This is a genomic window from Priestia sp. 53B2 (genome assembly GCF_056099005.1).
Window position 1 is genome coordinate 1 of record NZ_JBLZXA010000025.1, and the last position, 13,142, is coordinate 13,142.

The window sequence follows — 13,142 nt, forward strand, 5'->3', positions numbered from 1 at the left end:
TTGATAGGTCAGAGGTGGAAGCGTGGCGACATGTGTAGCTGACTGATACTAATCGATCGAGGACTTAACCAAACTTTAAAAGCGTAAGCTTTACTCAGCAAACTGTTACCTAGTTTTGAGAGAACAATCTCATATAAAATGTCTAGTGATAATGGCGAAGAGGTCACACCCGTTTCCATACCGAACACGGAAGTTAAGCTCTTTAGCGCCGATGGTAGTTGGGACTTTGTCCCTGTGAGAGTAGGACATCGCTAGGCATTTTTATTTTGCTTTTTTATCATCGCGGGGTGGAGCAGTTCGGTAGCTCGTCGGGCTCATAACCCGAAGGTCGCAGGTTCAAATCCTGTCCCCGCAACCAACTAATTATTGAGATGCAGGTCTGGTGGCGATAGCGAAGAGGTCACACCCGTTCCCATACCGAACACGGAAGTTAAGCTCTTTAGCGCCAATGGTAGTTGGGACTTTGTCCCTGTGAGAGTAGGACGTTGCCAGGCAATTCAATAATAAAGACCCTTATTAGCCTCTTTTCAAAGAGCATAGGGGTTTTTTATTTGGAACATTCTATTATAAGTAACGAAAATAACGCTGTTTATAGCGCTTATATAGATTTTTTTGGAGGATTAGCTCAGCTGGGAGAGCACCTGCCTTACAAGCAGGGGGTCGGCGGTTCGATCCCGTCATCCTCCACCATTTTTTCGAGCCATTAGCTCAGTTGGTAGAGCATCTGACTTTTAATCAGAGGGTCGAAGGTTCGAGTCCTTCATGGCTCATTTTAATAAGCGCCCGTAGCTCAATTGGATAGAGCGTTTGACTACGGATCAAAAGGTTAGGGGTTCGACTCCTCTCGGGCGCGCCATTTATATAAAGGCTCGGTAGCTCAGTTGGTAGAGCAAAGGACTGAAAATCCTTGTGTCGGCGGTTCGATTCCGTCCCGAGCCACCATATTTTACAGTAGTTCAGTAGGAAGTTATCGATTGTTAACCTAACTTATTGTTTTTAGGTTTAAAGCATAGCTGTGAAGTCATACTGGCCCGTTGGTCAAGCGGTTAAGACACCGCCCTTTCACGGCGGTAACACGGGTTCGAATCCCGTACGGGTCATCCAAAGAGCAGTTTGCATTTGCAAACTGCTCTTTTATTTACGTATATTCATGTGTAATACTCCCTGGATGTTATTCTAAAGGAATTCCTCTTCTTATGTCGAAAATTAGTAAGGGATAGCGAGGATTTTAGATGCCCAAAGATTTAGTGAAAGAACTGTTAGATAAAGGCTTTAAAGTAGTTGACTTAACATGGGTGGGCACTATAAATATCATTTCAGCAAAGGAACTATATTTAGAAGAAATGAGTACTGACACCATAGTTGATATGTTATCACTAGATGAAAAAAGTATTAAGTTTTCCCTTGATGAAGAACTTCCTTACTTTGAGGCAAGTACCAAACCATTGGCTGGGTATATCAATTCAGAAAGCGAACTGCCCATAATGGATGATGCAATTATTGACTACAAAGTGTATGTTAAAGAAGCAATTCTTCAGTCTAAGTAGTCAGCAAAAAGGCAGCTTACATTTGTAAACTGCTTTTAATTAAATACGATATGAAATTCTAATGCAAAAACTTCAAAATACTAATACTAGCAATCTAAAAATGAAACTAACATCTCGTGCTATAATAGAAAAAAACTAAATACTAGGGGCAATGAATGATGGAAGAATTAAAACAAGAAGACCAAGATGCAGGTAAACTGTATGAGAAAGGGTTTAAGTGGATGCGTTTTGTAAGCTTTTTTATGTTTGTGAACCTCATTTTCACCGTAGCTTTAGTAGCAGTTGCCTTAGTAGCCCCTCAAATTCAAGAAACTTTTCAATGGGTAGCCTTTGGTGTATATGGGTTTACAGTCCTTTATCTCATCTTTATGCGTGAAGTAACCTTTAGAAAGACATATGGATTTTTGGTAGTTTGGATGCGAACTGTATGGAATTTTAGCTTTATTGCTAGTGCGTTCGGGGCCGTCACTATGTTTGTGGGAAACACTCACTGGACTTTATTTTAAAAGGATTGCCTGTTTATATTGAAAGTGAAAATAAAGGAGGAATACATATGAATCCATACGAACAATTCCAATTAAATAAAGAAGTAGAAGAGATGGCTAAACAACGAATTGAAATCCATAAAAAGCGAATGGAATTATCTGAAGGGCTAGAAAACAACTGGGATAATAAAGAACTTCAAGATAGAATTATTGAATTAGAGGAAGAAAGCCAAAAACTTAAGAAGAAAATGGAAGCTTTACAGGCTAACTTCTAAGCATCCTTTGAGGATGCTTTTTTGGATTAAAGTGTTTTTACCAGAGCTATATGTGTGAACTTAAGTGAATTACTACTTTCTTAAGCGACGTTTAGCAGTTTTTCTATGAATGGGCTCAGTGTCGAGATATTCAGTTTAGAAAAAAGACAAGTAACCTATTGCTTGTATTGGAATAACTACAAATAGCAAGCATCACCTATTTTGCTAGCATGTCCAACGCCATAGAGATACAAAAGGAGATTACTTCCTTGCCTCGTAAGCTTTTACCTTATTATAAAATGTCGTCTTTTTCATTCCTACTTCCTTCATAAGTGCTATAGCAGTAATCTTTCTAGACATCTATTCTTTATGCAGTCTATCCCACTCTTTGGAAAAGTAATAATGGGGTAGCTTTCTTTTTTATTAGGGGGAGCGCCCGCAAAAAGCGAATTTTGTACGCTAAGGAAATACCCCAGCTACAAAAGCCGATTTCCTTTATATTAAGGGAATCGACTTTTTATTTGTTTTATTCAATTAAAACGCCCTATCGTGGAACAGGGATTTGAACTGTCTTTTATCCAAACCAACAAAAAAACGCAAATTCCCCACCAATAAATTGAGAAAAAATGTATCTGAGTAATTGTCTTTTGGCAGTTCCTTACATCATGTTTCTATAACATTATACGAAACTATTATAATACTATTACTTTCGGCTGTACCGAGATTTTAATACTATTTCTTAAGGTATTACTGATGAAGCATGCCTTTTCTGCCTGGACAGCGACTTCTTCTAATTTTTCCACAGTAACACCTGAACCGGTTATAATCGAAATTACCGGCTTGTGGATTATTTGTTTAAACTGCAGCTTTCTGTCCACCTTTTCAACAACGCCCTCGGATGAAAGCTCAAGGTTTTCCACTTCTATTTTTCTGTTACTAAGCATAGCTGCAAGTGTAATCATGTAACAATTGTTCGCTGAGGAAATTAGCAGTTCCTCGGGATTAGTGCCGATGCCAGGTCCATCAAGTTCCTTCGGGACCGATACTTCAAGGTTCGATCCTCCTGGTAAACGAATAAGCCCATTACCCTCGCGGTTTCCTTGCCATGATCCATTTACAATAAAATAAGAACTTGTCATTTTGACTTCCCCTTTGATATTTTTATATGTTTCCATTATAATCCTATTGGCAAGGAAAAGGCCCCTGTAAGGTCCTTCTAGTATTTGCTTAATTGACTAATGCAGCCTTTAATTTAGGTTAATGCCTTAAAATTATGTAGATTAACTAGTCAATTATCAAAACAAGTTTACCATTTCCTATGCCTTTTTCTAGCTGTTCAAAGCCTTGTGATACTTGCTCAAGTGGCAAAGTTGTACCGATAATTGGACGAAGTGCACCACTTGTTAGCATGCCAATTACACCATGAATACTTTGTTCATACTCGTCCTTTGGTGCATTCCACAGAGCTGTTGCTAAAATATCACATTCTTTTTGCATGGCAAGACGTGGGTTTATATCTATTGAACCACGGTTTCCAACAATTACAATTTTACCGAAGGGTGCAATCAGCTTCAAATCTGTTTCTAAGTTCTTATTTGCTAAAAACTCAATAATTACATCAGGTCCATCGCCATCCATTAAGGCAAGAACATCTTCAACCGTTGCTTCTGTTACATGATCAATGACATAATCTGCACCGGCCTGCCGAACCATTTTTTTACCCTCCGGCTTGCTTGCTGTTCCAATCACTTTAGCACCGTGAGATTTCGCCATTTGCACAACCTGTAATCCAACCCCACCACTGGCTCCATGAATAAACACGGTTTGACCAGGCTTCAGGCAGGCACGTTGAAATAGCGCGCGATAGGCGGTTAATGCAGGTACTCCTAATGCCGCACCTTGTTCAAAAGATACATGGGATGGTAATGAATGAACCAACGTTGCATCACATACTACTTTTTGGGCAAAGGTGCCTGTACTTTTACTTCCCATTAAGGACGCAATAAATACACGATCACCCACACGAACATTTGTAACTTCTTCTCCAATCGCCTCTACAATCCCTGCACCGTCTAATCCTGGAGTATAAGGCAACTGAGGTATACTAAACGCATATGTACCTGATAATGTGTAAGTATCACTGGGATTGACGCCCGCCGCATACAAACGAACACATACCTCCCCATTTTCTGCTACTACATCCTTAACGTCTGTAAATACTAATTTCTCAGGCCCACCGAATTGTGTAACTTGAATTGATTTCATGTTCCCAACCTCCTTGTTAATTATTATATATCGAAAGGTTAGAGTTTACAGTAATATCAAGGTTTGAATTATTAGCTTTCAATTGGAAGGTGCTTCTTTCGTTTCTTATAAAAATATAAAAAAGAGGAAAGTTTTTACGAAATCATCGACCATTCTTATCAAGACGCTCTGCAACGTCAGCTAAACATTGATTATCATTCATGAAACAGAAAAAACAACTGATTGGACCCAGTTGTTTTTTCTGTTTTTAAGCTATCTATGGTATACATCTTTGGTTACCATAATGGATTTTCTCGGAAATAATATACGAAAAGGATCTTTATGGAAAAATAAATAAGTACCTTGATGAAATAGGAGTGCTTTTACGTATTTATTTCTTCTTTACCCTAAAGTAATTCTTTCTTTAACGTGTCAAAATCTCTTTTAGCTACTTTTTCAATCTTATCAAATAATTCATCACCTTTGATTAATCCTTTTTCTTCTAGTATTTCTTCTAACGCTTTAAATCTTACTCTAGATAAAACAACCTCATTTACGGCATTAACCATCAACTTCTGATCTTTTGTAAGTTCTTTTTCTTTGGCTGGTTCTTGTTGTAACTTAATTCTAAATACGATTTTTGTGTCATCTGATATCTCTGCTGCTTGATAAAAAGTACTGTGTGAAATATTTTTCATTTTAAGTTTCTCATTTGTATCAACAATAGTAAGTTCAAAATCGGGGCTCTCGAAAAATAAGTCATATAAGTTATAATCTTTTTTTCCTATAATCGAAAATGCAAAACCAATCTTTTTTAGCTGCTCACCTGTAGTGGAATGTGTAATTGTTTTTTCTTCGAAATTTTCAACGTTAAATTCAACATCATTGATAATTAATTGTTTCAATTCAACCACCTCTTTATCTATATGAATACGACGAGTCTTAAAAGATTTCCTGTTTTCTCAGAATAAAAAAGGACACTGATGAATCAGTATCCTTAAAGAATTATTTAGAAAAACTTGCGCTTGGAAGGATAATTAATGAAGGTTGGTTGTAACGTCATATTCAAAGGAAAATTATACTGTTTTGTGGTTATATAACAATGGTACATATGAAATCCAGGAATAAGATTCATTAGGAAAAGTTAAATTAGTATCAGTTTCTGATTTTAAAGTGCTAAAAAAAACATCAGTTTTTTCTAATCCGATGTTTTTTAAGTGTTTATACATTTAGTTTAAAGCGTTAGAAAAGATAGATTTTCACGAATGTGTTGTTAACTTTCGTAAATTTTGAAGGGTAACAAAACCTGCTTTAGTTCCATTACCAACTAGAACTAAAGCAGTACATACTCCAAATGTTGCTAGATTTGAATGAGCAATCAATTGGGCAGAACAAAAACGAATATTACTTCTTGCAAGCTCAACAGCTCTTACCTCATATTTGAAATCGCTAACTTTACGATTACCATACAAGTGTCTCATTCTAGGTAGATCTCCTCCGTAATCTAAAAAAATGTTAGTTGAACTAGAATAAGATTTCATATGCAAATTTATAAGCTTGTCCAAATCTTGACTACACTTAATTGTTTTTTTGTCTAAAAGTCCATAATTATTACCTAGATCAATTAATTCTTTCCTTTTTTTTGCAATGCACTTTCGTAAGTCCTTTATTTGACCTACTGAATTGATTACCATTGACATAGCTTTTTCTCACCTCATCAGAATTTTTCAGTTTCTAGGAAATTTAGTAGGTCTATAATAAAAAGATAGAGCCAATAAAAAATATTATGAGCAATATAAGATAGAATGAAAACGGTTTCTACAAAAGATATCAAAAAATTACAAGAAAATACAAAAATTATAGACATTAATGAGCTATCCCATTCGAAAAAGTATACTTTTTCGAATGGGATAGCTGTTTTTTGAGTCATTTTTTCACAGTCCAAAAGGTTTACTTTTTGGGAATATCTATATTGGAAAACCTTAATCATAAATTAACTATACATAGTTAAAGGGATTCTGGTGCATAAGTGTTGAAGTGTTGAAGTGTTGTTACTGAGAAGCTACCAGAAGAAAATATCCTTTATTCCGCGGGTCATTGTCTATTCATTGCAATTCTGAGCGTTTCTCATACTACTGTTTTTATTGAAGGAGTTGAGAAGATTGAAAAAAATCATATACTGGATTATTTTTATTTTGTTGATTTTAGCTTATGTGACTGACGTAGAAAACATTGACTTAAAGGATTTATTCTCTTCATCACAAGAAAGTACCACATCCTATAATAGATAAAGTGATCTATTTTCCGACTGATAAATACTCTAAAACCGCAGCACGTATTGAATATACCATTAATAAAGGTAAGTTAGCTATTTGTACAATTAATCCTGATGGGGCAGAAGGGAATAGAAGCCAATCTTTAAAGGGGCTTCCTATTAAGTAAGGGTATGATAGAAGTGAATTTTCAATGACATTCTGTGGTGAGGGAGGAACAGTTGCAGAAATTGAGTATGCTAAGCCTGCTGATAATCGGAGCGCAGGTTCTTTGATATCTTATCAAGTCGATCAATTGCCGAGTGGAACAAAGGTTTTAATTCAGATAAAATAAAAAGAACAGGTATTGTAAAGGAATTAGACGAATTGGGACGTGTGAAAATTCGATATGAATTATGTAAAGCTTTTGGGATAGAAGATAATACAACACAATTAGAGCTACTTGTTATGGGAGGATTTGTACAGGTACAGGAGAAATTAAATGATCAAACATTCTTATTCTCGCAGAAGAATTGAAAAGAAGGGCTCTACCCTTCATTACTAAAACAGATAGGAGTAATTAATTCAGAATTACGCTTCTATCTGTTTTTCCTTTTTTACAACCCACATTAAGAATTCCTTTTCTTGATTAGTTAGCTTTCTATTTAAGGATTGTTCAAACTGTAAAACTAACTCTATAAAGCGCTGCATGTTATCCATTTATGTTATAACTCAACTCCTTGAGTTTATCTTTAAGTATAGAATAAGGTTAAGTTTTTTATTTTGTCAAATTTTGTTGTGTCTTAATACTATAATTTATGAAGAAGCATAAAGAAGCCATTATAAAGATATTTCAACTAGACGATTAGTTCTTTTCTTTGGATGTCATATTGAGGTTAACTATGAGAAGGAATGGAAGAGATATAAGCGTGAATTAACCTTTGTAGATCAAGTAATCTGGACCATCAAAGATTTATTTTGGAAATGAAACATGTTGATTTAAAGTAAATAGCGATTAATGGAATCTCACCATAAAATATACATAGATAGAACTGAATTAGATAAAAAGAGAGTAAACCATCTTTGTTATTTGTTTGCTCTGGGAGAAAGTATTGATCATAGATAGGGGGGGTTCTGAGGTAAAAGTATTAAAATGTTGAAAAAGCACCCCTGAATGGGTGCTGTGAATTAAAGAAGTTAATCGTTCTGGTCTTTTAGGAACTTGCTTTCTAGCTCTAATTGCTTCATTCGTCGTTGTAATCCTAAATTCTCTAAGTCTTGTTCTAACTCAGAAGATAAATCAGTTTGTTCTTTAGTATTCCCCATTTGTTCTCTAGTAGTTGCCAACCTCTTTTGTTCTTTTGAGTTCATATTAACAGCTCCTTTCTCGTGACTTTCTAGATTCGACATAGCAGATGGAATATCCTGTAAAAAGCCATTTGCCTAGAAATGCAATAGCAGTACAAGACAAAAAACATCCGTTTACATAGGATGTTTTTATTTTACTTTTATTTCGTTTTCATCTTTATAGCCTGCTCCTGGCGAGCTTCAATTTTTTCTTCAATCTTTTCCATGACCTTTTTATCTTCTAGTATTTTATGTGTGTTTTCATTGACTAGGTTTTGAAAAGAGGGTTTTAACTTTCTCATAATGGCACTTCTTTCTCACTGTTTAGTTTAGTCCGTAGACAAGTATGATTATAACGGTTAAATGGAATAAAGCAATTATTTGCTATCAACATCCCTATGTGTTACACTACATTTAACTTGTTTTTGTTCGGTATAAGATTGAGAGAAGAAAAAACCTTAAACAGAAGTTTTTATCTTGAAATAGTATGATTGGGCAAGAGAGGTAATACATTTGTGGAGTATTCCACAGCAGGAGGCAACAATTATGACACAAGGTACAGTAAAATGGTTTAATGCAGACAAAGGTTTCGGTTTCATTGAAATCGAAGGCGGAGACGATGTATTCGTTCATTTCAGTGCTATTCAAGGTGAAGGTTTCAAATCATTAGAAGAAGGTCAAAAAGTTACTTTTGATATCGAGCAAGGTCAACGTGGAGCACAAGCTGCTAACGTTCACAAAGCATAATCAAAAGTGATAAAAAAAAGGACTCCTTATGAAGGAGTCTTTTTTTATGGTCTTATAATTAGAAAAAACATGATGTATCTACTATTAGTTCAATAGAAAACCCAGGCTTTAAAAAAAGCCTGGGTTTTAGACAAGACGATCGATACAAGGTATAACTAGTTATAACATACAATAGAAATAGAAAGCAAATGCAAATAAATTAACTATATTTTCAATTAAATTAAATAATATAGTAGTAATTTTTAATTTATGCGATAGCATTGGTACAAATTATCTTCGATGGGGATTAAGGGGAATTTTATTAATAAGCCGTTCTCCAGTTCTCATGTGATTTCCACACAAAGGGCATTTTTGGTGATTGTCGTAAGAGAAATCTTTTCTCATCCAGCCCTTACAATCTTCTACTGTACATTCCCAAACCTCTGTTTGTTCTTGAGCTAAAGGTTCTTGATTTCTTTTGCCGTAATAATACATACTAACATCACTACTCCTCATATTATATTATAGCTTATAAAGGAGTAATAATCATTTATACGAATTGGTGTTTTTTACCACTCTGTTTCCATTGAATAATGCACGGAATTTTTGATATGAGAATTTCTAAACACTTGCTAATAATGTTCATATCTTCTTCTTTTGCTTTTTACTTGTAACACTTACTGTAGTAGTACACCCTTAAACTAAGCCTCCAACGTAATGAAGGGTAGTTTAGAAATTAGTTTAATCGTGGAATCATTTCGCTTATCACCGGTAATCAAGTGGTTATTTATAGGGACTTTCCAGAAGTTTCGCGCCTTTTTGGAGACTTTTATTTCGAGTTATCATAAATAACAAAACTTAATTTTACCTCAAATTAAAATATATTGTCAATGGAAAATTTGTAATATTTTCAAAAAATGTTATAATAGTTTTACAATTGTTTTTCAATCGTATTCCGAATTCAGCTGTGTTTTTTCAGATAGAATTATGGATACATTTTTTCAATACCCTTTTTTAAACTGAAAAAAAACTCAAACAGTTGTGTGAGCTTTAAAGGTAAGTTAGTTGAATAAAATTATTAATTTACTATCTAATAGTAACCGTGTTTTTATTCTACAAGGAGGCCTAGAATAATGAATCTAATCAATAAGAAAGTTACACACAAGCTTTTTGGGATAGGTAGTATAGTTAAATATAATGATTCTAGTATTGAAATACATTTCGCATCGGAAAATAAAAAGTTTGTTTTCCCCGATGTATTTGGAAAGTATCTAAAACTGCACGATAAAAGTGTTGCTAATTCACTCGAAAAAATTATAGAAAAAAAGGAAATGGAACACAAGGAGGAAGAACGGAAGAAGGAAGAGGAAAAAAAACTACAGCGAAAAAACCAAGAACTTCGTTGGGGACTTGAAAAACTTATGAAAAATCATAAACTTCATTCCGAATCACAAATGGTTTTTTGGTGTGACACAGAAGAACAGATTAGTTCTTTTTTAGAGTGGAAGGTTTTTTCAGGCGTAATAAAAAGTGGTAATAACAAGGGGAAGCCAACCAAACCCACTCGTTTGCACCAAAATAGTGCTGTCTTGTTAACAGCAATAGATTCCAATATGCCTGAAAAAGACAGACGTGTCTTAGGCGTCTATATGGTGAATGAAGATTTTATCGGTAAGCTTTGTGAAGATGGATATATTCCTGCTCATTCAAAATACAGACTCCAACTTACAGAACAGGAATCGGATCAGATGCTTTTCTGGGAATATTATGTAAATGAAAGGTCATCCCAAAAAATGACGTGGAATACAGGTAAATACCGTTATTTTGATAATTTATGGATGGCTCAAATTTTGCTTGATATAGTTGAGTTGAAAAATGACCCAAAGGAAAGAGAGCTGGCACAACAATTTTTTGAACATTTTTGTAAAATGAATCTGATAACAGCTGAGGAGTTACCAAAGCCTAATGGCGCATTAATGCGTATGTAAATGTTAGCCCAAAGATAATAAGAATGACTAGGGACTGACACATTTTTCCCACCGATTATTAATGGCGAACATTCCTTGGCTCTGTTCTGTTCGCTAATAAAAAGGCAAGAGCAGAACAGAGGAGAGGTAGAAAAGAGACAGTAGGTCATAAAAAAATCTATAGAAAATAATCCTTTACTATTTTAGGACTATATACTTTACTATTAGTAACCTTTATTGGAATAATTATCGGGGAAAGGTTACTTACTTTTTGAGCACATATACCAGAATGAGGAAAATATATACGGATTGATGTAAGCTTTTCTCAGCTCTATTATAAGAATAATACGATAATCTTATTATTTTTAATAGAAGAGAAGATGAGGGATATAGGCGTGAAAATATTTAGTAATGGAAAAACAGTAACTATAAGAGTATCGAATGAATTAGTAACAATCTTAAAAAGTCATTATGTAGAAAACATGAAAAGATAATGTAGAAAACATGAAAAGATACTCTTATACGGTTACTAAATATCCAAGTACTTTTTCCTTTGAAGAAGAATTAATGAAATAAGAAGAATAAGTAGATAATGAGGAGATACACCTATGCTTAAATTTAAAGTTATTTTCGAATTTATAAATGGCAGGACAAAGGAATTAAAATTCGAAGCCACATCAAAGAAAGAAGTCATTAGTCATATAACAAAATATGAAAGATTCATTTCGAATGAAAAAGAGCTAGTGCACATCAATTTAAATAATGTGGTACAATTTATGGTTACAGAAGAAAAATAATAATAAAAACTAGGCATCTATTAATTGAGGCGCTTTTTATTTTAATAGATAGACTGATTTAAGAAATAAGCAGTACTATAGGATTTAGAGCCTCTTGATTCCATGAGGTGTCATTAGTGGCAGGCACTTACGAAAAAAAGGTGCTTTTTTTAATGTATTTTTGTAAGTCTTTTATTTGACCTACTGAACTGACTACCATTGACATAGCTTCTTCTCACCCCATTGAAATCTTTCAGTCTCTAGGAAATTTAGTAGGTTCATAATAAAAAGATAGAGCCAACAAAAAATATAATGAACAATATACGAGAGAATGAAAGCGCCTTCTACAAAACATATCAAAAAAATACAAAAAATATAGACATTAATGAGTTAATCTGTCCGAAAAAGTATACCTTTTAGTAGTAAGATGAACTACTTATTACTTATAGATTTAGCATAAAGATTGGTTTTTTCACCATACTTATAATAAGGATAAATTGAATCTGTTAAGTAGCCTGAAGGTGGTGAGTTTTTATGAAAAATAGAGATAAAAGACGAAAAAAGAAACGTGACTTTTTAAGGGATTATTTGAAAAATAAGTTAGGAAATTGGAAGCCTGGACTTGGCAAAGAACCTACCTCTAACTCTAAGACGATGACTCATGAAAATAGAAAACTTGATTAGATAATATGTAGAGATGCTAACATATCATAGCTTCTACAACCTTGTCACTTAATAAGGTTAAATAAAAAGAAGAAGAATTCTTGTTTTGACGGGAATATTCATACAGAAATTTGCTCTGTAGCGCAGTGAAGTCGATCTAAGCTGGATAATGAGTCATTCATTGTAAAATCCTTACCTATATAATATGAAAAAACATGTATATGGATTTTTAATTTAGTTTAAACTAATAAGGTATTCCCCGATCACCTGAACTTTAACAAGCCTTTGCTCCCGTTGAGCAAAGGCTACTTTTTTGACGAGTTTCATCTATTGAATATACCATTTTGAAAAGACTTTTGTGTAAGTAAAATCAATCGCTCTAAAAGATCCATCCTTTTAGAGCGATTGATTTTTTATGACTCTTTAGAGAGGCAATCATGAGTATGATCTCTATTAGCAGCAACCATAAACCTTGATTTTCCTTTTTGGCATTCATGAGCGATTTCGATATGGCCACAATAAGGACAAGTGAGGTATCCTCTGGAATGCATATGGTTAGGGCTAATTGTTTCCTCAGGTTTAAAAACGTCCATTCTTATTCCATAATGAGTACAAGCAACTTTTTTTATGCTTATTATAGGATTTCTTCCTACTTCTTGTTGTGTATTGATTCAATTTTAGTATATAAGATGGATATGGATAACTTAACCTTTTTCGGTTAACCTGACCAGAATACTCAGAAAATTTAATAACAAAGGAATTGTTGAGTAAAAGATTTAAAAATAAATTATACTTGTATACATTAAAAAACGAACCATATCAAAACGAACATCGAAATAAAAATAATAAATATTAGGTAATTTAAACATAATTTATTAAAT

At 34.0% G+C, this 13,142-nt stretch carries 15 protein-coding genes, 6 tRNA genes, 2 rRNA genes and 1 pseudogene; 17 read left to right on the forward strand and 7 right to left on the reverse strand.

Going from position 1 to position 13,142, the window contains the following annotated elements; translation table 11 throughout:
- The first annotated feature begins 141 nt into the window (after nt 1-141).
- The 11 genes from rrf (ACN6NE_RS20230) to ACN6NE_RS20280 all read left to right on the forward strand — a co-directional run bounded on the left by rrf (ACN6NE_RS20230) (nt 142) and on the right by ACN6NE_RS20280 (nt 2,307).
- Nucleotides 142-257, forward strand: a 5S ribosomal RNA gene (gene rrf, locus ACN6NE_RS20230).
- A gap of 24 nt (nt 258-281) precedes the next feature.
- A tRNA-Met gene (locus ACN6NE_RS20235) sits at nt 282-358 on the forward strand.
- Nucleotides 359-378: 20 nt separating this feature from the next.
- Nucleotides 379-494, forward strand: a 5S ribosomal RNA gene (gene rrf, locus ACN6NE_RS20240).
- A gap of 120 nt (nt 495-614) precedes the next feature.
- Nucleotides 615-690 (forward strand) — tRNA-Val (locus ACN6NE_RS20245).
- Nucleotides 691-697: 7 nt separating this feature from the next.
- Nucleotides 698-770 (forward strand) — tRNA-Lys (locus ACN6NE_RS20250).
- Nucleotides 771-779: 9 nt separating this feature from the next.
- Nucleotides 780-856: transfer RNA gene (locus ACN6NE_RS20255), tRNA-Arg, on the forward strand.
- A 10-nt stretch (nt 857-866) separates the two neighbouring features.
- Nucleotides 867-942, forward strand: a tRNA-Phe gene (locus ACN6NE_RS20260).
- Nucleotides 943-1,028: 86 nt separating this feature from the next.
- Nucleotides 1,029-1,100, forward strand: a tRNA-Glu gene (locus tag ACN6NE_RS20265).
- A 132-nt stretch (nt 1,101-1,232) separates the two neighbouring features.
- Entirely contained in the window at nt 1,233-1,547 is a 315-nt protein-coding gene (locus tag ACN6NE_RS20270; protein WP_474326878.1) for a hypothetical protein, read from the forward strand.
- Between the two features lie 155 nt (nt 1,548-1,702).
- Nucleotides 1,703-2,053, forward strand: a complete 351-nt coding sequence (locus ACN6NE_RS20275) for a hypothetical protein (RefSeq protein WP_474326880.1) — start codon at nt 1,703-1,705, stop codon at nt 2,051-2,053.
- A gap of 47 nt (nt 2,054-2,100) precedes the next feature.
- Nucleotides 2,101-2,307 carry a hypothetical protein gene (locus ACN6NE_RS20280; protein WP_474326882.1) on the forward strand — a complete coding sequence of 69 codons (207 nt, stop codon included), beginning with the start codon at nt 2,101-2,103 and terminating at the stop codon, nt 2,305-2,307.
- Nucleotides 2,308-2,978: 671 nt separating this feature from the next.
- On the opposite strand, the gene ACN6NE_RS20285 is transcribed toward ACN6NE_RS20280, so the two are convergent.
- The 4 genes from ACN6NE_RS20285 to ACN6NE_RS20300 all read right to left on the reverse strand — a co-directional run bounded on the left by ACN6NE_RS20285 (nt 2,979) and on the right by ACN6NE_RS20300 (nt 6,230).
- Nucleotides 2,979-3,425 carry an OsmC family protein gene (locus ACN6NE_RS20285; RefSeq protein ID WP_474326884.1) on the reverse strand — a complete coding sequence of 149 codons (447 nt, stop codon included), beginning with the start codon at nt 3,423-3,425 and terminating at the stop codon, nt 2,979-2,981.
- Nucleotides 3,426-3,570: 145 nt separating this feature from the next.
- Complete coding sequence (locus ACN6NE_RS20290) at nt 3,571-4,551, reverse strand: NADPH:quinone reductase (protein WP_474326885.1); 981 nt, start codon at nt 4,549-4,551, stop codon at nt 3,571-3,573.
- A gap of 386 nt (nt 4,552-4,937) precedes the next feature.
- A complete protein-coding gene (locus tag ACN6NE_RS20295; RefSeq protein WP_474326887.1) occupies nt 4,938-5,435 on the reverse strand; it encodes a hypothetical protein in 498 nt (165 codons plus the stop codon).
- 354 nt (nt 5,436-5,789) lie between these two features.
- Nucleotides 5,790-6,230, reverse strand: a complete 441-nt coding sequence (locus ACN6NE_RS20300) for a Spo0E family sporulation regulatory protein-aspartic acid phosphatase (protein WP_474326889.1) — start codon at nt 6,228-6,230, stop codon at nt 5,790-5,792.
- A 939-nt stretch (nt 6,231-7,169) separates the two neighbouring features.
- Here ACN6NE_RS20300 and ACN6NE_RS20305 point away from each other — a divergent pair.
- Nucleotides 7,170-7,319, forward strand: a complete 150-nt coding sequence (locus tag ACN6NE_RS20305; protein ID WP_474326891.1) for a hypothetical protein — start codon at nt 7,170-7,172, stop codon at nt 7,317-7,319.
- 660 nt (nt 7,320-7,979) lie between these two features.
- Here the strand turns inward: ACN6NE_RS20305 and ACN6NE_RS20310 are convergent.
- Together ACN6NE_RS20310 and ACN6NE_RS20315 are read right to left on the reverse strand one after the other, a co-directional pair.
- Nucleotides 7,980-8,153: a hypothetical protein gene (locus tag ACN6NE_RS20310; RefSeq protein ID WP_474326893.1), complete on the reverse strand. Its 174-nt coding sequence runs from the start codon at nt 8,151-8,153 to the stop codon at nt 7,980-7,982.
- Nucleotides 8,154-8,290: 137 nt separating this feature from the next.
- The gene (locus ACN6NE_RS20315; protein WP_474326895.1) at nt 8,291-8,431 is read right to left on the reverse strand and encodes an FbpB family small basic protein; all 141 of its coding nucleotides are present in this window, start codon (nt 8,429-8,431) and stop codon (nt 8,291-8,293) included.
- Between the two features lie 244 nt (nt 8,432-8,675).
- On the opposite strand from ACN6NE_RS20315, the gene ACN6NE_RS20320 reads away from it, so the two are divergent.
- On the forward strand, nt 8,676-8,876 hold the full coding sequence (locus ACN6NE_RS20320) for a cold-shock protein (RefSeq protein WP_013056497.1): 201 nt from the start codon (nt 8,676-8,678) through the stop codon (nt 8,874-8,876).
- A gap of 270 nt (nt 8,877-9,146) precedes the next feature.
- Here the strand turns inward: ACN6NE_RS20320 and ACN6NE_RS20325 are convergent, their stop codons facing one another.
- Nucleotides 9,147-9,350, reverse strand: coding sequence for a cold-shock protein (locus tag ACN6NE_RS20325; protein ID WP_474326898.1), 204 nt, complete (start codon nt 9,348-9,350; stop codon nt 9,147-9,149).
- Nucleotides 9,351-9,988: 638 nt separating this feature from the next.
- On the opposite strand from ACN6NE_RS20325, the gene ACN6NE_RS20330 reads away from it, so the two are divergent.
- The 4 genes and pseudogenes from ACN6NE_RS20330 (at nt 9,989) to ACN6NE_RS20345 (ending at nt 12,282) form a co-directional block, all read left to right on the forward strand.
- Nucleotides 9,989-10,843: a malate synthase gene (locus ACN6NE_RS20330; protein WP_474326900.1), complete on the forward strand. Its 855-nt coding sequence runs from the start codon at nt 9,989-9,991 to the stop codon at nt 10,841-10,843.
- A gap of 359 nt (nt 10,844-11,202) precedes the next feature.
- Nucleotides 11,203-11,398: pseudogene (locus tag ACN6NE_RS20335) on the forward strand (hypothetical protein).
- A gap of 32 nt (nt 11,399-11,430) precedes the next feature.
- Entirely contained in the window at nt 11,431-11,619 is a 189-nt protein-coding gene (locus tag ACN6NE_RS20340; RefSeq protein ID WP_053488355.1) for a hypothetical protein, read from the forward strand.
- A gap of 513 nt (nt 11,620-12,132) precedes the next feature.
- Nucleotides 12,133-12,282, forward strand: a complete 150-nt coding sequence (locus ACN6NE_RS20345) for a hypothetical protein (RefSeq protein WP_474326902.1) — start codon at nt 12,133-12,135, stop codon at nt 12,280-12,282.
- Nucleotides 12,283-13,142: the final 860 nt, after the last annotated feature.